Origin of the sequence: Microcoleus sp. K5-D4 (assembly GCF_036704575.1) — a bacterium.
Lineage (GTDB): Bacteria > Cyanobacteriota > Cyanobacteriia > Cyanobacteriales > Microcoleaceae > Microcoleus.
The window spans coordinates 22,452-42,992 of the sequence record NZ_JAUBSD010000061.1; the positions used below are offsets into that span (position 1 = coordinate 22,452).

A 20,541-nucleotide genomic window follows, 5' to 3' on the forward strand; every position below is an offset into this window, starting at 1 on the left:
ATGAGATTATAGATTAGGGGCAATTATTATTGGTGAACCCGCCCTTACAAGATTTAACATCATACAAATCCGAATCAAAGGGAAATGATCTTATTTGTGCGTTCATCGAACCCGATCGCCCTAATGCCCTTTTGCTAACTTGGCTAAAACGGTGGCGAAGAGAGCGGGTTCGATCGGCTTTGTTAAATGTTCGTTGTAACCAATGGCGATCGCCCGATCGCGGTCTTCTTCGCTAGCATAAGCTGTCAGCGCCACGGCGGGCAAGCCCTTGATTTTGTCGGATTCGGACGATCGCACTTTGCTGATCAGCCAGTAGCCGTCCTCAACGGGCATACCGATATCGCTGACTAAAATATCCGGCGGCGACTGCTGTAAAATGTCGATCGCCTCTGCAGCCGTTGCAACCGCCGTCGCAGTCGCCCCGCACTGTTGGAGCGCAAGCATCAAAAACTCGCGGTTTTCGGGTTCGTCGTCAACTACCAACACCTTTAAACCAGCCAAAATACCCGGAGGCCTTGGATTGGATTTCCTTTCTCCTCTCAACTGCGGCTGCGTACTCCGAGGCTGTTTGAGAGGGAGTGTCACGGTAAATGTCGCACCCTGGTCTTTACCGGGACTTTCCGCAGTCACAGTGCCCCCGTGGAGTTGTACCAAGTGATCGACGATCGCCAATCCCAGTCCCAAACCGCCCTCAGCCTTAGTTTTCGAGGCGTCTGCTTGTCGGAAGCGATCGAACACGTAGGGCAGAAAATCAGCAGGAATGCCCTTTCCGGTATCGCTGACAGTAATTTGCACGTAATTGGGTGATGAGGAATCGCTAACAGCTACCGCAGATAAGCGCAGTTGCACATTTCCCCCCGAAGGCGTAAACTTCACGGCGTTAGTCAGCAAATTCCACACTACCTGCTGCAACCTCTGGGCGTCGCCCCACATCAAGCTGACTGCGGGGTCAAGTTCTAACGAAACGGTGACAGACTTGGCCTCGGCTGCCAAACGAACTGAATTATGAGCCGCCTCGATCGTCTTTACCATGTAGAACCAGCCGGGTTTCAGGGCCAGCTTGCCTTGAGTAATCCGGGAAACGTCGAGCAAATCTTCCACTAGCTGGCTCTGCACCTTCGACTGACGCTCAATGGCTTCCAAACCCGAAGCTAATTTAGCTTCGTTGTAGGGGTGGGCGCGCAGGATCTGTGCCCACCCCTGAATCACATTTAAAGGCGTTCGCAATTCGTGGGAAAGAGAGTCTAGAAACTCGTCTTTCCGGCGACTGATAGCTTCTGCTTCCACCCGCGCGGCCTGTTCGCGTTCGAGCAACTGAGCGCGTTGGGCCTCGACTTGCTTGCGATCGCTGATGTCGGCGATGATCGACATACAGTTGATGTTGCCGTTGCTGTCGCGGACTGGAGTTGCCCACAAACTGATGTCGATCAAGCTGCCGTCTTTCCTTTGGCGGTGGGTTTCCATGCCTGCGATCGCGTTTCCTTCGCGAATTCTTTTCAAATTAGCCGTGAATTCCTCCCGCTTGTCTGCGGGAACGCAAGGCACAAATTGACCTACCGTTTCTGATTCATGCCAGCCAAAAATCCTCTCGGCTGCTGGGTTCCACATTTTCACAGTGCCGTCGTCGCAGTCCAAAACGGTAATTGCTAGGGGACAAGCCTGAATCAAGGCTTCTAAAGTTTGATTGATGTGCGATCGCGCTGCTTCTGCTTGTTTGCGATCGGTGATATCGACATTCACCCCGATCATCCGCAAAGGCAAACCCCGATCGTCCTGAAACACCTTCGCCCTGCAAGCAATCCAGCCCACGCTTTTGTCCGGGCGGCAGATGCGGAACTCAATGTTTAATTCTTCCCCGGACACCGCCGCAGCTTTTACCTGCTGTTGAGTCAAAGCGCGATCGTCTGGATGCACCATTTGGGCCCAATTTTGATAGCTGTCGATACCGCCTGCAGGCAGCCCGTACAAAGCCTCTAACTCCGGTGTACAGGCGATCTCGCCGGTTTGGACGTTCCATTCAAAAGTTCCGATTTTGCCTGCTTGCTGAGCGATTTGCAGCCGTTCTTGATTGTTTTTGAGTTCTGCTTCCACGCGGGAGATCTCGGTCAAGTCGATGAAGAATGCGACGATCGTCTCTGGTTCGCGATCGTCGGCACACAGAGTGGTTCCGCCCATCAGAATCGGCACGCGGCTGCCATCTTTGCGGATGTACTCTTTCTTGAAAGGAGTTGCGACTCCCTTAGCCCGCAGTTCTTGGGCCGCTAAGGCGTCAAGGTGCAGGTATTCGGGGGGGGTCATTCTGTCCCACCGTATTTGACCGGAGAGCAAGTCTGAGCGGGTGTAGCCGACCATGTTGAGCAGGGATTGGTTGGCGTAGGCGATGCGGCCGCTAAAATCGCCGATCGCGACTCCGAAAATATTTGACTCGAACAGCCGCCGGAATATGGCTTCGCTTTGCTGCATTACCCGTTTTGCTTGGTTGCGATCGGTGATTTCGGCAACCACGGTGCTGACTCCCAGCAGTGTTCCTGATTCATCGATCACGGGGTAAAAGCTGATTTGCCAATCCCGCACAACTCCTGGCTGTTGCTTGGTTGCGGACTTAACTTCCAAGTCAAGCACGGGGGTTTGCGTCGCCAGCACTTGGCGGTAAATCCGCTCTACCATATCGGCCATTTCGGGAATTACTTCTCTAACGGTGCGCCCGATGTGATCTGAGATCGATCGCCCGTTGATCTGAGCGAGGCATTCGTTGATGCGGATGTAGCGCAAATTGGTATCGAGAAAGCACAGCCCGACTGGTGTGGTGTTGTAAACTAAGTCGAGTTCTGCTAGTTGGCGACGAATGCGTATTTCGTTTTCTCGGACCTGATTTTGGACTTGTTTGCGATCGGTGATATCTAGTACGAAGAATGCTCCTTTGTCTTTGCATCCTTGGAAGTTTCCGCCGCCGACTAAAACTGGGAATCGCGTGCCGTCTTTGCGGAGATATTCTTTTTCAAAAGGCGCGCAACTTCCTGATGCTTCGACTTGCGCGAGGGCGATGCGATCGAGTTCTATATATTCCGGCGCCGTAAGTTCGAGCCAGCGGATATGTCCCGAAGCTAAGTCTTCTCTTGTATATCCAATCATTTCCAGCAAGGCGTCGTTAGCGTCCGTAACTTCGCCGCTGGCATCCCAGAAACCGATGCCGATCATGTTAGATTCTACCACGCTGCGGAATCGCATTTCGCTTTCCCGCAAAGCTAATTCAGTTTGTTTTTCTGCGGTAATATCTGTGATAATTAGGCCGACTCCGATTATTTCTGCCCTTTCATTTTTTACTGGGTAGTAGTTGGCGAGCCAGTAGCCGAAATATCCGGGTTTTCCATCAGGTTCGCCGCTCATTTCTAAGTTTAAAACAGGCTGGCCGGTTTCTAAAACTTGCTGAATTATCGGCGCAAATTTGGCTGCATGTTCTGGCAACAATTGCCGGAAGTCTTGGCCGAGATGCTGTTCTATCGGCAAACCGTTGAGTTCTGCTAAAACTTGATTGATACGGATGAAGCGCATTTCGCGATCCAGAAAGCAAATCGCTAGGGGAGATGCTTCTAACAGCGCGTCAATTAAGGCGAAGGATTGCGATGTTTGAGATAGTGCTTCCTGCGCTTCTGTGTAAAGTCTGGCGTTGTCTAGGGCGATCGCCACGCGGTATGCTAAATCTTCTAGCATTGCCATGTCTTCTGCAGTGTAGCGGCGGCCCAACTTCGAGGTAAAGCAAGTGATGGAACCCATTACCCGCCCGCGGGCTTTCAGCGGTACGCAAGCGTGAGATCCGATATTGAGCGATCGCAATATTTCCATTTCTGCAGCATTTTCCGCTCCTGCTGCTAAAATCTCCTCATCCACTTCGGTAATTAGTTCGGATTTTCCGCTGCGGATTACCAGGGGATAGCCGTTAACAGCATTGTCAGCGCTCAAACTTCGGATTCTCAAGTTATTCAGACTATCAACTATAGAGGCTTCGGCGTGAGCTGCAGCGACTCGACGCACTTTTGAGTCGCTTTCGGTCAAATGAATGCAGCACCCGTCGGCGATCGAATTTATTGCTAATTCTGCTACCTTTTGCAGCACCGTTTCCCCGTCAAACGCATCAGCCAGCATTTTGCTGACTTCTGCTAAAAAGGCCGAGCGCTGCTGTTCTATTTCCGCTTTTTCCCTCGCTGTTTGCTCGATTGTTAACTGCAATCTTTGAGTTTCTGCAAGTTTTATTTCTGTGATATCGCGGGCGACAATTAAAGCCGATTCTGCTACGCCATTTTGGTCAAATTCTGGAACTACCCGCGATTGATAACTTCGGATGCCGTTGGTTGAGGAAGCCTGAAATTCGATGATTTCTTCTCGACCTGTTTCTAACACTTTGTGCAGGGTTTCCTCCCACATCTGGCACTGTTCCGGCGACATTCCTATTGCTTGACTGGTTTTGCCCAAGAAGAATGAAAGCGGTTTTCCTTGGGTTCTTTCAACTGCTTGATTGACATAAATATAACGCAGTTCTTTGTCAGCGCGGATAATGATATCTGGCGTATTTTCTAGCAGCCTTCTCAGTTGCTGTTCGCTGCTTGCCAAAGCTGTTTGCGCCTGTTGTCTTTCCGTGACATCTCTCACCGTGCCCACGTGTCCGATGAGTTCGCCGGAGTCCGAAAACATCGGCGAGGAACAAACGTTAATCCAGCGCACAATCCCCTGTGGTGTTTGCAGGCGATACTCGATCGCATATTCCCCACCTTGCCGAGTATAATCCAGCCATCGGCTCAATACGCGATCGCTGTCTTCCGGGTGAATGCAATTCTCCCAACCGTCTCCTAAAATTTCTGTCAAACTTAAGCCGCAAATAGCCTGACAGCGAGGGTTGGCATAGGTGTAGCGCCCCTCAAAATCTGCCATAAAAATGCCGACAGGCGAACAGGAACTTAAACAGCGAAATCGTTCTTCTTGAGCTTGCAGGGCTTCTTTAGCTACTGTCAGTTCTGCTGTGCGTTGTTTGACGTGGCTTTCTAGGTTAGTGTAGGATAAAGCCAGGGCTATTTCTGCTTCTTTGCGATCGGTAATATCAATACCAGTTCCTATCACATATTCCACCAAGCCATCGCCATCTAGGGTCACAGTATTAGACCAAGAAATTAAGCGCTTCTGCCCATTTTTAGTGCGCCAATAGTTTTGATATTGGCTGTTAAAATTTTCGAGCTTGAGCTTTGTAAAAACAGTTTTAACTGGCTCGGTTTCTTCTGGAATTAAAAACAAATCCCAAAGATATTTATTGATTACTTCTGCTGTCGAGTAGCCAGTAGTTTTTTCGCAAGCTTGGTTAAACCGGACAATCCGTCCTTGGCTGTCTAGAACTACAATCAAGCAAGCCGTCGTGTCAATTACTTTGGAAATAATATTACGTTCTATTTCTAGTTCTTGTTTTGCGGACTTTAAGCCCGCATACCAAGCGATGACCATTGCAGCCGCCAAAAGTAAGATTGCAGGAGCTGCCTGGAAGGAAAACAGTAACAGAGTTGTCAGCAGTAAAGCCGTGCCGGCGCTAAATGTAGCAATACTGTAAGATTTAATGGGTAAGGGCAAGACCTCAAACGGACTCATTTTTTTTGACCTGTAGCGATGGCGCGATCGCACTATTGCTTATGTCTATGAAACAACCTTGTTAAAACTTAGTTAAAACTAAGTATTTATTTTTTCTATACAAAACCACATTTGTCGGCTCTGTGCCATCTTCCCAGAGACAGATTGGCACGGGAATTTCTGCTAAATCAACTGCTATCATAGATCAAGGGACAGATTAGATTATCTAATTTCTGGGAGCAATAAGCGAGTGAATCACAAGCTGGCCAAAATTATCGGATTATTTTTCGCAGCCGCCACCCTCTTTGGATTCGTCGGTTACGCGCTGCAAAATCCCAACTTCGCCAGCAACTCAGCGATATCGATCGGCTTCCCCAATCTTACCACCCTGGCCGTCGGGGCGATCGACAACAAACGATCGCAAATCTATCTCAACGGAACTTGGCAATTTGTCCCCGCAGTTGGCAACCCCCAAAACCCCCCTGTCTCCCCAAATTGGGGCTCCATCTCGGTGCCCGGAGATTGGCAAAAAGAAAACAACGAATCCGTACCCGGAATCATCACTCGCGGCAACGGCAAAGATTGGGAAAACTTCAACAGTAAACAACTATCAAAAGCTTGGTATCAGAGAAATATAGACCTTCCCGGCGACTGGACAAACCGCCGAATTTTTCTCGACTTAGCCAGAGTCAGCACCGATGCAGTCATCTTTGTCAACGGCATTAACTGCGGTCAAATCCCCTGGCCCTACGGCACTATTGAAATTACCAAAGCAGCAAAACCAGGTCAAAACACCATATCTATTTTAGTGGTGGCAGTATCCGATGAAAAGGAAAAAGCCGTCATCATGGGTCCCACAGAAATCTACACAGAAAAATCAAAGTTGCAATCGCGGGGAATAATCGGCGAAGTAAGGCTTCTGAGCCTTCCTCCAGGCCCGCTAATTAGGGACGTATTCGTCCAAACTTCCACCCGAAAAAAGCAAGTTAAATTAGATGTTGAACTCAAAGACGTTGCCCAAAACGGTCAAGTAGAAATAATCGCGCAAATGCTCGACGAAAAAGGCAAAGTACAACAAAAATTCACCGCCACTACCAACGTTAAAGCTAAACCAATTCAAACCGTTCAAGTTCATTGGAATTGGCCAAATCCCCGTCTTTGGGATCTCGGGCAACCAAACCTTTACACCCTGCAATTAGAAGTAAAAGGCAGCGGCATTGACACACAATACAACCAACCTTTTGGCTTCCGCGAATTTTGGATAGAAGGGCGCAAATTTTTCTTAAACGGAACTGAAATTCGACTGCGACCAATCTTGCACTCCGATACTTGGCAAGGCGGCACAGTAGAAGTTGCAGATAGCCTAATTGATGGCTACGTCAAAGCCGGGTTTAACATAACAGAAATGTGGCCTTGGAATCACGACGAACGGGGTAGATGGCACTTCCGAGAGTTGTTTTCCGAAAGAGCAGACCTCAAAGGTTTTCCCATTATGGCTCCCGCTTTAGACATTAGTCCTATCGCTTGGAATGGCAAGTGGAAGAACCCCCTGTGGAAAAACCGCTGGAAAGACCGAATGGTGACTGAAATGCGCCGCTACCGCAATCATCCATCAGTATTAATGTGGGCGACAAGTCCTAATTTTTTCGGCAACGCTGACGACCTAAATCCCCGTCGCATCGGCAAAAGCAAAGTAGAAGGAACTCTCAGTCCCCCGGAAAACCAGCGTTTGCGGGTCAACACTCCCCTAGGAAATGATGCTTTAGCTACTATTAAATCGGCAGACCCAACCAGACCTGTGATGGTACACCAAGGCGCCCACTTCGGCGATGTTTATGCGCTGAATTCTTATTTAAATATGATTCCCTTGCAAGAACGGGAAGAGTGGATTTCTGAGTGGAGCAAAACCGGGGAAAAGCCCTACATGGCAGTCGAGTTTGGGACTCCTCTGCACGCAACAATGATGCGGAATCGCAAAGGTTTTGGTCAGGTGATTCTCAGCGAACCTTGGATGACTGAGTTTGCGGCCATTTATTTTGGCAAGCAGGCTTACGAGTTGGAAACTGCCGCTTATAAAGCTAAAATTCGCGAGCAATTTGTCAAGGGTCAGGAGTATCAAAACTGGCATTTAAAAAAAGAATTAGATTTTGCCCCAGCTTTTCAAAAGTTGCAGCAGTTATTCAGTACAAATACTTGGCGGAGTTGGCGGACTTTTGGAATGTCTGGGGGGATGATTCCTTGGAATGACGGACATGGTTGGGAAGTTTCCGAAGCAGGCAGAAAAAAGGTGGATATTGGGGCCTTTCAACCGGGTCGCCGGGGAGTTTATTTGAAGCAAGTCTCGAATAATCTTTTGAATTATTTGCAGCCCGAAGCTTACACTGTTCATCCTGGGGGCGAGGCAATTATGAATAATAATAGCTCGACTTTGGCTTGGATTGCTGGTGCTAGCCCGGTTTTTACTGCCAAAGATCACAATTTGTTTGTGGGCGGAAAAGTGGCCAAGCAAGTAGTGTTAATTAACGATAGGCGAACGCCGCAAGAATTTACGTTTAATTGGCGAGTTTTGGTGAAGGGAAAAGAAGTAAAAAAAGGCGAGGGAAAAGGGATGATTGAGGCGGCAGAGACGCTGTTTTTCCCAATAGACGTAAAATTGCCAAATACCATTTCTAGCAAGGCTGACGGCGAAATACGCTTGACTGCACGGGTGGGCGATCGCTCGCATTCTGATACATTTGATTTCCGCGTTTTTCCCAAACAATCCAACATCAAAGATTCGGTGACAATTTTCGATCCAGTCGGCAAAACATCGGCAATGTTAAAACAATTAGGTTATCAGCTTGTACCGTGGAATGGTTCGCAAGTTTCATCGCTATTAATTATCGGTAGGGAAGCGTTTTCAAGCGGGGAAAATTTGCCGGGAAGTGTAGAAAGTTTTGTGAGGAACGGCGGCCAAGTAATTGTGTTTCCTCAGCGCAGGGAATGGCTGGAAAATACGGGTTTCCGGGTTGCTGCCCACGTCAGCCGCCGCGCTTATCCAGTTGACAGCAAACATCCGGCAATTAACGGTTTAGACAGTGAAGATTTGCGGGATTGGGTGGGGGAAAGCACGCTGCTTGAAGCTTATCCAGATACGATCCAAACTGGCCCTAATTTGAGTCCGGCAAATAAACCTTGGTACGGCTGGCGTTGGGGAAATCGCGGCGGTGTCAGCAGCGCTTCAATTGAGAAGCCGCACCGCAGCGGTTGGCGTCCCATTTTGGAATCTGAGTTTGATTTAGCTTATTCGCCGCTGATGGAATTGGATTACGGAAAAGGGCGGCTAATTTTAAACGAATTGGATTTGGAAGACCATTATTCTGTAGATGCTGGGGCGGCGCAGTTAGTGCAACAAATTGTGAGTTACGGGATGAATTCTCCGGTACTTGGAAAGCCGGATCAAGTGGTTTTAATTGGGGGAGATGAAGATGCCCAAAAGTTGGACAGTTTGGGGGTAATTTATCAGCGCGCTAGTTCGCTTTCTAATGATGTTGGTTTGGTCATTGTGGGGAGAGAAGCGAATCTGAAAGATGCAGATTTGCGCGGTTATTTGAATGCTGGCGGAAAGGCGTTTTTCTTGCCGCGTCAAGTGCCTGCTGCGGGTTTGGGCGTGGGTTTGCAGCAAGCGCAGGATTTTGGGGGTTCGCTGGCGGTTCCGAGTTGGGATGAGGTGAAGGGGGTTAGTGCCTCAGATTTGCGATCGCGCTCTTTTTATGATACTTGGTTGATTAAGTCTGGGGGAGAAATCGGTGCTGACGGGTTGTTAAGTCGGGTACAAGTGGGCAAGGGTGTGGCGATTTTCTCTCAGATTGAACCGGACAGTTTGGATGCTGATACTAAGACTTATTTGCGTTTTACTCGCTGGCGGCAAACCAGGGCAAATGCTCAGATTTTGGCTAATTTAGGGGCGAGTTTTAAGGCGGATGGTTCTGTGTTTAACGGTTCGAGTCGGGAGTTTTATCACTGGGATTACAGAACGGATTTTGAGAATGGGGACGATCCTTATCGGTATTATAGATGGTAGAAGTTTTTAACCGCAGATTAACGCGGATTAACGCGGATGTTATGGAGGATATTACAGGTCAAAGTTACGGCGGAAGCGGGGGTCTAGTTTGTCTGTTTTCTTTTGGTTGCAGGTGCCGCAGAGGGTTTGCAAGTTGCTGATGTCGTTGCTGCCGCCGCGCGCTAGGGGGATGATATGATCGATCGTCAGTTGGGTTTCTAGTTTGGTGTGGCCGCAGCTTTGGCATTGGTATTTATTGCGAGTAAATACGTATTTTCTGACTTCTGGGGGAATGGGGATTCTAGGGGTTTTAGACATGATGATTTTTAACCGCAGATGAACGCGAATTAACGCGGATGTTTGATGGATTAGCTGGGTAAGTTTTCTTGATTGAGAAGTTGGCGACGCAAATCATCGAGGGGGGATTCGGGTTTGCTAGTTTCTGACTCGTTGTTTTCTGGTGTTTCTTCAACTTCTGGTTCGTCTGGACAAAACTCTATAGTGACATTGAGTTTAAGCTTCATCTTTCCTTTCTTCCAGCCATTAGCACCCACTCTGAGAATTTCACAATCTATACCTTCACCAAACCAGTTCTCATAAGCATTAGGTTGTTCGTCAGTATTTGAACCTACATAAATGTAGAGTTTTTGTTGATTCAACAAGTGAGTTAGTTTCTCTCCTAACCCATATTCAGGCAAAACTCCATTTACTGTTTCCTTGAGTTTTTCAACTTTAAGCATTGCGTTACCGAAAGATAAAGCATCCTCATTACCGCAGTTGTGAAAATCAAATTTATCTTCCATATTGATCTCTCACCTAATAGGTTTTTTAGCGATGAGTTTTAACCGCAGATGAACGCGAATGAACGCGGATGTTTGATGGCTCAGTCGGCAAATATTTCGTCAAAAATGTCATTTTCCGCACTCAGCCAATCTTGATAAGCTTGGGATACAAGCATCGGCTGAATAGGTTCTTTTCCACTTTTAAAGAATAGGGCTAGGTTCAGAAGTGTTTCTAACTTAGCCTCTGGAAGTTGTTCGATTATTGTTAAAACTTTTTCGCGAATGTTCATAGGATTAAAGTCGCTCTTTGTTGGCTATTATAGCATTATACACACAATAAAGAGACCGGGCGAATAGAATTCGCCCACCTTTCAATCATTCACCATCCACCGAAACGCTATCATTTTGTCCAATTACAGGCAACAAATGCTCGTGCAACTTCATCGCCTGCAAACAACGATTAATCCCAGAAACCGCCCGCTCGTACTCTTGAATCTTCTGCTCATTCTCGGCTTGCCGCCGCAGATTCCCAGCAATCTTTTCCTCCGCTTCCTGTGCCAAAGTTTGCTCCAAATAATCGCGGGCTTGACTGTATTTCTGCAAAATATCATCAGCTTGCTTTTGGGCCAGCGGCAACAAATGCTCTTTCAGCGTTTGGTTGACAGTTTGGCGGAAAGTTTGCCGAATAGTTCTAGATACTTTCGGCTCAAAATCCAGCCGCAATAATTGCCGAATTGCCGGTTGGGCGTCCACCATGTTTTCGCAGTCGAAACCTTGAGAAGTTTGCTGCAATGTTTCCCGGAATTGATAAATCGAAAATGTGCCTTCGTCGTAAAAACGGGGACTTTCTCGCACGTAGCGATCGCACTCAACGCCCGCCGCATTTACCAAAGCATCAGAAACCCGCTTTGATAACTCCTCTAACTGCTGTTCAATTCCCCCGTCGTTCCCCAACAACCGATAAAGTAATCGATAGTATTCTGACTTGCGAACGCTATCTTTCAAATACTGGAAATAATTATCAACCAGTGACTTAGTAGCCTCTACTAAAATATCTTCCAACTGATTGGCTAAATAGTAAAGTGCCTCTACTAAAACAGCAATTAAAGGTGCTGTCGCATTGCGGGGATGATTCCGCAAAGTGCGTCCGTAAGCTGCCTCAACAGAAAATCCGTCTAACAATTCATCCAAGCGCCGGATCATCCGAGATTGCAGTTGCCGAAAGTCTGTATCGAAAATATCGCATCTGTTCATAATCATTTCATTGACTTCTTCGGCGATATGTTCCCTAAAATCCTGTCCGACTTGCTGCAATTCTTGATTTAGCCGCAAAAGTTCCTGTGCTTTCATGGCTTCAATTTCCCGGGGCTGGCTGTCCAAGTTCCGCTGAATTGTTTGGTAATGTTTCCGCAGTTGAATGCACAAATCTTCTAAATCGTCAGCGAGATTTTTGAACAGTTGCGGGCGTTTTTCTTCGGTGAGGTAACGGGTGATGGCTGTGCGAAAATCTTCGATACCGCTATCTTGAATTAATTGAGCAATTAATGGTTGTCCTTGTTCTGCAAGAATCCGCACGTAATTTTCATTTGGTGTTTCGTAGCTGTTCACTGAAATGCGAAATTTGCTCGGAGATAGCTTGCCGGAATTCGCACAGTATCGGTTAAACTCGCTGACAAATTGCGGTGTTTCTTCACTATTACCGAGAAACTCTGAATCTAATTTATCATCTCCAGAAACTCGCCCTTGACTGCTGGCAAAGATTGTATTTAAACCAAAGCGATCGCGCCCTGTTGTCCCTCGAATCAAACTCCCGTAAAATCCCAACAATCCGCTAGTTTTATAAACTCTCGCAGTATCGCGAAAGTCGGAATTAATCAGATTTTCTAAGCGCTGTCGCAGTTGCGTGTTGTACCAAGTTTCGTCGATGCGGTTGAAAATGTAAAACAGTCGATCGCGAATTCCCGGATTTCCCCGTGTCTTTTCCATCAACTCGGTTTCCTCCGTCGTCATTTCCCCAGACGAAGCTGCTTTCAAAACGCAGACAACTGCCGAAGTATCCGGGCTTTCAATCTTATCATAAGTCAATTCTGCATCCCGCTGCACCGGCGCATCAATTCCCGGCGTATCGATAATAATATTGCCATCTTGTAGCAAAGGATGATAACAGTAATATTCAACTCGCTTGAGTACAGCACTGTTGCTACCACGACGGGCATAACTAGCAGCTTCCTTGAGATTAGAAAAGTTAAACTGTTCCATCGAATAGGTAGCGTTTTCGAGAGTTTGGATGCGATCGCGATTTGCCTCAAAACCTTCTAACAGCAGCATCAAAGCCTTAGCTTTTTTGGCTACCTCGGATTTATTTTCGCCGCCTTCCGTTTCAATAATTATGTTACATCCCTGAGACAACAGCGACACTACATCTGTTTGATTAATATTAAGTTCAGTCGTTAAACCTAACTGATGGCAAAGCACAGAAGCTTGCTGGCTAATCTCAAACTCGCTCAAAAAAGTTAGAACAACGCGCTCTTGTTCCGGCTCAGCAAAGGCGATATAACATTCCGTACCTGTCGCGTGTCCCTCTGCACTGTAGAGCAATTCCCGCTCCAGCAAAGCATTAATCAGCATCGATTTTCCCGCACTGAAAGCGCCAGCAAACACAATTTCAAACTCAGGAGAAATTGCCTTTTTCAGAGAAGCTTGTACCGCCGTGATATCTTGTTGTCGCAAAGAAGATTCCTGACGCAGCAGTTGCAGTAAAGAGTCAACTTGTTCTTGCAGATTGTTGCATTGAGGGGGCATTTGAGTCATCGCTGCCGACTGCTCCTGATTGTGGGAAAATTACCTTATTGTTAATTCTCTGCTAGTTCAGGAATAATCACAACAGTAATTTTACTTATGCGATTCAGGATTGAGGAATAAGAGGAATAATTGGTATACCCACGGATTTGATATCATCTATTTACAGCCAAGTGGCTAAATGTGATATGTCAGTAAAATTTAGCCAAGCATCTCCTAATTTTTCGTACACAATTAGCAGTAAGGCGCGCATTATTGCGCCCCTACAAAATTAAACTGGCGCCTTGCTTACTCTACATTAAACCGATAAATCCTGACGCGGTTTAAAAGACTCAACCTGCCGCAACTTTTCGTATAATTCCCGTTCCTCTTGACTAATTTCTTTGGGAATTAACACCTGAATTTCTACCAATTGATCGCCCCGATCACCATTTCCCGTCGGATAGCCCTTGTTAGCCAGCCGCAACCGCTTTCCAGACGTTACTCCCGGTGGCAATTTCATCTTTACCAAGCCGTCCAGCGTCGGTACTTCAATATCTCCGCCTAACACCGCTTCGCTGGGAGTCAGTGGCAATTCGCAGCAAACATCCGACATTTCCAATCGAAAAAATTGATGGGGAGAAACCGTGATTTTCAAATATAAATCTCCCCCGCCAATACCTTGATTTCGCAAGCGAATCCGCTGGCCTGATACCATAGCAGGAGGCAGATTTACCTCGATCGCTCGCCCATCTTCCAGACGAATTCGCTCAGTACCGCCCGAATAAGCCCTTTCCAAAGGCAGAGTTAGCCTGGCCTCAATGTCTCTTCTCGTTTCGCGATCGACTGTTTCCCTAATTTCCCGTCGCATTTCGCGATCGGCTATATCCCTTCTGATTTCGCGATCGACTGTTTCTCGTCGCATTTCTCGATCGACTGTTTCCCGTCGCATTTCGCGATCGACTGTTTCTCGTCGCATTTCGCGATCGTCCACATCCCTTCTATCTTCCCTAGAATTAGCTACATAACTCGTTTTCTTAGAAGCCGTACTCCACGGTTCATAGGAGTCTACTCGCGGTGCATCATTCGCTGTCGCCATCCTCACTTCCCGGCGCCTTCCGAGCACTTGATCGAGAAATTTATTAAAATCAGAGTAATCGCTAAAATCGACATCTTCGGCCGGTTTTTTGCGGGTAGCTTTACCATTTCCCCAAGTTTTGAAATTGGGAAGTCGCACCCCTGGCTTGCCTTGAAATCCCTTTTGTTTCCAGAACTTACTAAACTGATCGTATTGAGCTCGCTTGTCAATATCGGAAAGAATATCGTAAGCTTCATTAATATCCTTAAACCTATCTTCAGCCGATTTATCCCCCGGATTTACGTCAGGGTGCAACTGTCTGGCTAGCCGTCGATAGGCTTTCTTAATCTCATCAGCCGTGGCATCTTTGGGTACTCCCAAAATTAGATAGTAATTGCGAAAATTCTGCATAGTTAGTCATTAGTTATTAGTTATTAGTCATTAGTCATTAGTTATTAATTATTAGTCATTAGTCATTAGTCATGCTGCTTCCCTGCTTCAAACTAGGGACTAATGACTAGGGACTAATGACTAACCACTAATTAGAGCCAATCGTCGTCATCATCCCAATCGTCGCTTTGATTTTGATAAGGGCGAGTGGGGCGATTAGCACTGCTTCTACGATCGCCCATACGATCGCCCATACGATCGCCCATACGATCACCCATACGATCGCCCATACGATCGCCGCTGCGATCATATGGGCGATCGGGAATTGGATCGACAGTCGATCGCCTGTACGGCTTAGCATTGGTATAATAGCTGCTGTCATCGCTGCGCCGCTTCGTACCGTCGCCCGTAAAAGTCCGCTTCACAGACTCAAAGAAATCGTCATCATCGTCATCCATCGCAAACGCGGAAACTTCTCGGCTCAAATCGTAAAGAGCATCCTGCAAATCCGAACCAACTTGGTCAACTCCCCGCTCATCATTGCGTTCCAAACTGTCTCGCAATTCCCGAATTAAAGTTTCAATTCGCTGGCGACTTCTTTGAGCAAACTGCATTCCGCGATCGAGCGCTACCTCTCGCAACTGCCGCTCCGCTTGATAAGCTAAAGCTTCAGCGCGATTGCGTTTTTCTACCCTTTCCCGCTGCAACTTATCAGCTTGAGCAAACTGTTCCGCATCGCGAATCATTTGATTCACTTCTTGTTGAGTCAGCGTCGAAGCACCTTGCACAGTAATGCTTTGTTCCCTGCCGGTAGTTTTGTCCAAAGCAGTCACCAACAGCATCCCGTTAGCATCAATATCAAAAGCTACTTGCACCTGCGGAATCCCTCGCGGCGCTGGCGGAATTCCAGTTAGTTTAAACCGTCCCAAAGACTTATTATCTCGGCCTAATTCCCGTTCCCCTTGGATTACGTGAATTTCTACCACAGTTTGGTTGTTTTCAGCAGTGGAAAAAATGTCTGATCGCCTGACGGGAATAGTAGTATTCCGAGGAATCAGTTTTTTCATCACACCGCCGATAGTTTCCAAACCCAGCGACAGCGGCGTTACATCTAACAGCAGCACATCGCGGACCTCGCCTCCCAAAATCCCCGCCTGAATTGCCGCTCCCACCGCCACAACTTCATCGGGATTCACATTTTGATTCGGCTCTTTATCAATCAAGTTGCGAACAACTTCCTGTACCAAAGGAATGCGAGTCGAACCGCCGACTAGCACAACTTCATCAATGCGAGAAGGACTCAAACTTGCATCAGCCAAAGCTTGTTTCACCGGACGCCGCAGCCGCTGCACCAAATCTGTGCACAGCCCCTCAAATTGACCGCGAGTTAGTCGCGTTTCCAGATGCAAAGGCCCGTCTTCGTTCGCATCGATAAACGGCAAATTAATCTCAGTGACACCGACTCCCGACAGCTCAATCTTGGCTTTTTCTGCCGCTTCGATCAAGCGCTGCAAAGCTTGCCGGTTGCGTCGCAAATCAATTCCTTCTTTTTCTAAGAATTGTTCTGCCAACCAATCCACAATTTTGGAGTCAAAATCATTACCGCCTAATTGAGTATCACCGCTAGTTGCTTTGACTTCAAATACTCCGTCTCCCACGTCTAAAATCGACACATCAAAAGTACCGCCGCCCAAATCAAACACTAAAATAGTTTGACTTTCTCGCCTGTCCAAACCGTAAGCCAAAGAAGCCGCTGTCGGCTCATTTAAAATCCGTTTGACATCAAGTCCGGCAATTCGTCCAGCATCCCGCGTCGCCTGTCGCTGCGAGTCATTGAAATAAGCGGGAACAGTAATTACAGCCCCCGTCACCTCTTGTCCCAGATAGCGGCTGGCTTCATCGGCCAGTTTCCGCAAAACCATCGCCGAAATTTCCTCTGGGGCAAAATCTTTTTTCAGGCGGGGACACTTGATTTTGATGTTCCCGTTCTCGTCGCGGCGAGTTGTGTAAGGGACGCGCTTTGATTCTGGAGTCAGTTCGGTATATTTGCGTCCGATGTACCGCTTGACGGCGTAAAAGGTGTTTTGCGGGTTGAGAACAGTCTGGCGTCTGGCCATCTGTCCGACAAGGCGTTCTCCTTCCTTTGTGAAAGCGACTACCGAGGGAGTTGTCCGCATCCCTTCTGCATTGGCAATCACAACCGGTTTGCCGCCTTCCATGACGGCTACTACTGAGTTTGTTGTTCCGAGGTCAATGCCAACTACTTTACCCATGCGTCAGTTGTCTCCTGTGGCGTTGTGTGTAGCCTTTTCAATATAAGCGTTAAGTATGATTGCATTTATTGTACCGCGTCGAGAAGCGGGGGCTGCAGGGGGATTGCCTCACCTGCGCTTCAGGTTGCTGGGGTTGGCTGGGTGCGCGCGGCGGGTTGCAGGCGCGTGTAGCTGGAATTTGCGTTAACCCGGATCGGCATTATTTGTTGGGTTCGTTTTACTGGCCCAACCTATGCTGTTTAAACTAGAATAAGCTGTTTAGCATTTAAACTGGGTGTTTCAGAGGCTGAAACCCTTTACTGCCTTAGATAGCCTCTAAAATTTAAATGATGAACAGCTTAGAAAGCAAATTTAGCGGGTTAATTATGCAAAGTATTAAAGTGCGATCGCGCGTTGGTTCCGACGGGATGTTGCATTTGCAAATCCCCGGTGGTATCAAAGATACAGATTTGGAAGTTATTGTAATTTTCCAGCCTATAGCAATTGCAACTGAGGCTAAAACACCCGAAGATTTAGGCTGGTCGCCCGGTTTTTTTGAGACAGTAATAGGAAGCTGGGAGGGAGAACCGCTTGTTCGTCCTGAGCAGTTGGAATATGAAATCCGGGAAGAATTGCTGTGATTTATCTTTTAGACACCAATACTTGCATCCGTTTGTTAAATCCCGACCGCAACTCATCGGTATCTCGCCGACTAGCAATGATGCGGTCAGGTGATGTAGCAAGATGCTCTGTAGTTAAAGCCGAACTTTACTGGGGTGCTTTTAAAAGTTCTCGTCAAGATAGCAATCTAGCTAGACTAAAACGTTTTTTCAATGAGTTTGTAAGTTTTCCTTTTGATGACCAGTCTGCCCTAATTTACGGTCAAATTCGCGCTCAATTAGCTGCATCTGGAACACCCATTGGCCCTAATGACCTTTTGATTTCCTCTATTCCTCTTGCCAACAACCTAATTCTTGTAACTCACAATACCCGCGAGTTCAGCCCTGTTGAGGGTTTGCGTCTGGAAGATTGGGAGATAGAGGCATGAGTTAGATGTATCGGGTTCGCCTACAATCACAATCTCGCTCCAACAATGCCTGCAATCAAAATAAAATTATGAAATTCACCCTCGATGTCGAAAACAATCCCGCAGGCTGGCCGGATCACACTCAATTACCAGAATCCGACGGCACTTTTGTGAAAAACTTTCAAGAACATCCCCAAAGCATTCTATTAACCGATTCAATTACTCCCTTTTTGCAAAGAATCCACGCTGACGGTAACTATTGCATCGGTCAAGACTGCGGCATTTACTGGCGATTAACTGAGCCGCTAGAACGGGGTGCGGAAGCACCGGACTGGTTTTATGTACCTAATGTCCCGCCAACAATTGACGGTCTATTGCGCCGTTCTTATGTGATGTGGCAAGAGTTTGTATCACCGTTAATTGTGTTAGAATTTGTATCGGGCAATGGGGCAGAAGAACGGGACAGAACGCCTTTATTGCGATCGGGTCAACAGGAAACTAAGCCGGGTAAATTCTGGATTTATGAAAATGTCATCCATCCGGCATTTTACGGAATTTATGAAGTAACTAAGGCTAGCGTTGAAGTCTATCACCTGATCGAAGATAGGTATCAATTAGTTGCTGCAAACGAGCGCGGTCATTATCCGATCGCACCGTTAGGAGTGGAATTGGGAATTTGGCAAGGAATGTATCAAAATGTGGAATTACCTTGGTTGCGCTGGTGGGATAGTGAAGGGAATCTGTTGTTATCTGGATCTGAAACAGCAGAACAAGAGCGGCAAAGAGCCGATCGCGCCGAAGACCAATTAGAGCAATTGCGCGCTCAGTTGCGATCGGCTGGAATTGAACCGCAATTGTGAATTGTCTGCAAGGGCGATCGCGCCCCTCCCCAGCGATCGCACGTAAAAACTTTACAATGGCGATCGGGAATATCGATCGCTCCTATTGAAGCTAATATCAAACAACAACCCCAAATAAATCTATGGGACTCTTTGACAAGATTCGCGGCGAATTTGTCGATATCATCGAATGGTTGGACAATACCAGCGACACCATTGCCTATCGATTTGAGCGTCACCAAAACGAAATTAAACAAGGTGCTAAACTAACTGTACGGCCAGGACAAATAGCAGTCTTTGTCAGCGAAGGTCAAGTTGCCGATGTATTCGCTCCGGGAATGCACGAACTGTACACCCGCAATTTACCCGTTCTTAGCACCTTAAAAGGTTGGCCCTACGGTTTCAACTCTCCCTTTAAAGCAGAAGTCTACTTTTTTAACACCAAAATATTTACCAACCTGAGATGGGGAACCTCTAACCCTGTAATTATCCGCGATCCAGAACTCGGCCCAGTGAGAATGCGGGCTTTTGGCACATACAACATTAAAGTTTCCCATCCAGAACAACTCTTAAAACAACTAATCAGCACTGACGGACTATTTCAAGTAGATGAAATCACCGATCAACTCCGCAATACAATAGTCAGCGCCTTTGCCAATTGGGTTGGCAATTCCCGCGTTCCCCTGCTGGACTTTGCAGCAAACTACACCCACATGGGCGAACAGGTACGAGTTGCCATAGAGCCAAGTATCCAGCAGTTCGGGTTAGAGTTAACTCAGATATTAATTGAAAATATCTCGATGCCTCCAGAAGTTGAAGAAGCACTCGACAAACGAGCCTCGATCGGGCTTCTGGGAAATATGCAGCAATATACCCAATATCAAGCTGCTAAAGCCGTAGAAGCATCAGCAAATAACCCCAGCGGCGGCAATCAAGCATTAGAATTGGGCATGGGGATGGCACTAGGTCAGCACATGACAAATATGATGCAGCCACCAGCATCGCAGACTCCACCGCCACCTCCCCCGCCAATACAAACTCAGTGGTATATTGCCCACAACGGTCAACAATCAGGCCCTTTTGAATTGCATCAACTTCTGCAAAATGGTTTGACACATCAGGTAATGGTGTGGCGTGCGGGTTTTGACGGCTGGAAGTTAGCATCGCAAGTGCCGGAATTAGCATCTTTGTTGGCAACAGTACCGCCGCCTCCCCCGCCAGCAGCAGCCTAAATTTTTGTTTGCATATTTAGTTAATTGGTAATTGGTAATTGGTATGCTTTCCCGATTACCAATTATCAATTACATCACCAATTCAGGGTAAACGCATCTTAAATTTGGAGTTTAGACTAAAAACAGTCATCCATAGTCTAATACAGTTCATTTAAGGTTGTTTTGTCATTGCGAGTTCCCGAACGAAGTAATCGCAGTGTCTATTTTTCAGATCGTGAAAGCCGACTGCACTGTCTTTACCCAAGCGTATTGATTCATAAGTCAAGCAAGAAAAATGGCCAGCCATAGCTGACTGACCACTAAATGATGGAAGCTGATAATTGATAAACTCATCGGCTTCATCATGATCAGTTTGGAGAAACTTGAGAAATTTCGCAAGCAGACATATCAGATATTAGGAAACGCAAGGGATGCCCTATTCGACTTAATGGATGCAGTAGACCTCTTGCGAAAGTGCGAGCGCTCTAGTAAAATAAAAGAAAAAATTAGCTGAATAATATGAATTACGAACAAT

At 47.1% G+C, this 20,541-nt stretch carries 13 protein-coding genes; 6 read left to right on the top strand and 7 right to left on the bottom strand.

Annotated features, from left to right (window positions below):
• Positions 1–120: 120 nt before the first annotated feature.
• Entirely contained in the window at positions 121–5,628 is a 5,508-nt protein-coding gene (locus QUA77_RS18795; RefSeq protein ID WP_333451744.1) for a PAS domain S-box protein, read from the bottom strand.
• Between the two features lie 229 nt (positions 5,629–5,857).
• Between QUA77_RS18795 and QUA77_RS18800 the strand changes: the two genes are divergently transcribed.
• The gene (locus QUA77_RS18800) at positions 5,858–9,670 is read left to right on the top strand and encodes a glycoside hydrolase family 2 TIM barrel-domain containing protein (RefSeq protein WP_333451746.1); all 3,813 of its coding nucleotides are present in this window, start codon (positions 5,858–5,860) and stop codon (positions 9,668–9,670) included.
• Between the two features lie 51 nt (positions 9,671–9,721).
• Here the strand turns inward: QUA77_RS18800 and QUA77_RS18805 are convergent, their stop codons facing one another.
• The 6 genes from QUA77_RS18805 to dnaK form a co-directional block, all read right to left on the bottom strand.
• Positions 9,722–9,967, bottom strand: a complete 246-nt coding sequence (locus QUA77_RS18805) for an HNH endonuclease (RefSeq protein ID WP_333451748.1) — start codon at positions 9,965–9,967, stop codon at positions 9,722–9,724.
• A gap of 50 nt (positions 9,968–10,017) precedes the next feature.
• Positions 10,018–10,452 carry a KGK domain-containing protein gene (locus QUA77_RS18810; RefSeq protein ID WP_333451750.1) on the bottom strand — a complete coding sequence of 145 codons (435 nt, stop codon included), beginning with the start codon at positions 10,450–10,452 and terminating at the stop codon, positions 10,018–10,020.
• Between the two features lie 80 nt (positions 10,453–10,532).
• Complete coding sequence (locus QUA77_RS18815) at positions 10,533–10,721, bottom strand: hypothetical protein (protein ID WP_333451751.1); 189 nt, start codon at positions 10,719–10,721, stop codon at positions 10,533–10,535.
• Positions 10,722–10,806: 85 nt separating this feature from the next.
• Positions 10,807–13,242: a dynamin-like GTPase family protein gene (locus QUA77_RS18820; protein WP_333451753.1), complete on the bottom strand. Its 2,436-nt coding sequence runs from the start codon at positions 13,240–13,242 to the stop codon at positions 10,807–10,809.
• 286 nt (positions 13,243–13,528) lie between these two features.
• The gene (locus tag QUA77_RS18825) at positions 13,529–14,698 is read right to left on the bottom strand and encodes a J domain-containing protein (protein ID WP_333451755.1); all 1,170 of its coding nucleotides are present in this window, start codon (positions 14,696–14,698) and stop codon (positions 13,529–13,531) included.
• Positions 14,699–14,829: 131 nt separating this feature from the next.
• The gene (gene dnaK, locus QUA77_RS18830; RefSeq protein ID WP_333451757.1) at positions 14,830–16,950 is read right to left on the bottom strand and encodes a molecular chaperone DnaK; all 2,121 of its coding nucleotides are present in this window, start codon (positions 16,948–16,950) and stop codon (positions 14,830–14,832) included.
• Positions 16,951–17,005: 55 nt separating this feature from the next.
• Here dnaK and QUA77_RS18835 point away from each other — a divergent pair, with 55 nt between their 5' ends.
• The 5 genes from QUA77_RS18835 (at position 17,006) to QUA77_RS18855 (ending at position 20,027) form a co-directional block, all read left to right on the top strand.
• Positions 17,006–17,137 (top strand): hypothetical protein, encoded by a 132-nt coding sequence (locus QUA77_RS18835; RefSeq protein WP_333451759.1) that lies wholly within the window; start codon positions 17,006–17,008, stop codon positions 17,135–17,137.
• Between the two features lie 139 nt (positions 17,138–17,276).
• Complete coding sequence (locus QUA77_RS18840) at positions 17,277–17,570, top strand: hypothetical protein (RefSeq protein WP_333451761.1); 294 nt, start codon at positions 17,277–17,279, stop codon at positions 17,568–17,570.
• Positions 17,567–17,977: a type II toxin-antitoxin system VapC family toxin gene (locus QUA77_RS18845; RefSeq protein ID WP_333451763.1), complete on the top strand. Its 411-nt coding sequence runs from the start codon at positions 17,567–17,569 to the stop codon at positions 17,975–17,977. Before QUA77_RS18840 ends, QUA77_RS18845 begins: the two co-directional genes overlap by 4 nt.
• Before the next feature lie 68 nt (positions 17,978–18,045).
• The gene (locus QUA77_RS18850) at positions 18,046–18,816 is read left to right on the top strand and encodes a Uma2 family endonuclease (protein ID WP_333451765.1); all 771 of its coding nucleotides are present in this window, start codon (positions 18,046–18,048) and stop codon (positions 18,814–18,816) included.
• Positions 18,817–18,938: 122 nt separating this feature from the next.
• Positions 18,939–20,027, top strand: coding sequence for an SPFH domain-containing protein (locus QUA77_RS18855; protein ID WP_333451766.1), 1,089 nt, complete (start codon positions 18,939–18,941; stop codon positions 20,025–20,027).
• Positions 20,028–20,541 lie beyond the last annotated feature (514 nt).

Coding starts and splice junctions, on each gene's coding strand:
- QUA77_RS18795 (WP_333451744.1), bottom strand. CDS start 5,628: ATGAGTCCGTTTGAGGTCTTGCCCTTACCCATTAAATCTTACAGTATT.
- QUA77_RS18805 (WP_333451748.1), bottom strand. CDS start 9,967: ATGTCTAAAACCCCTAGAATCCCCATTCCCCCAGAAGTCAGAAAATAC.
- QUA77_RS18810 (WP_333451750.1), bottom strand. CDS start 10,452: ATGGAAGATAAATTTGATTTTCACAACTGCGGTAATGAGGATGCTTTA.
- QUA77_RS18815 (WP_333451751.1), bottom strand. CDS start 10,721: ATGAACATTCGCGAAAAAGTTTTAACAATAATCGAACAACTTCCAGAG.
- QUA77_RS18820 (WP_333451753.1), bottom strand. CDS start 13,242: ATGACTCAAATGCCCCCTCAATGCAACAATCTGCAAGAACAAGTTGAC.
- QUA77_RS18825 (WP_333451755.1), bottom strand. CDS start 14,698: ATGCAGAATTTTCGCAATTACTATCTAATTTTGGGAGTACCCAAAGAT.
- dnaK (WP_333451757.1), bottom strand. CDS start 16,950: ATGGGTAAAGTAGTTGGCATTGACCTCGGAACAACAAACTCAGTAGTA.
- QUA77_RS18835 (WP_333451759.1), top strand. CDS start 17,006: ATGATTGCATTTATTGTACCGCGTCGAGAAGCGGGGGCTGCAGGGGGA.
- QUA77_RS18840 (WP_333451761.1), top strand. CDS start 17,277: ATGATGAACAGCTTAGAAAGCAAATTTAGCGGGTTAATTATGCAAAGT.
- QUA77_RS18850 (WP_333451765.1), top strand. CDS start 18,046: ATGAAATTCACCCTCGATGTCGAAAACAATCCCGCAGGCTGGCCGGAT.
- QUA77_RS18855 (WP_333451766.1), top strand. CDS start 18,939: ATGGGACTCTTTGACAAGATTCGCGGCGAATTTGTCGATATCATCGAA.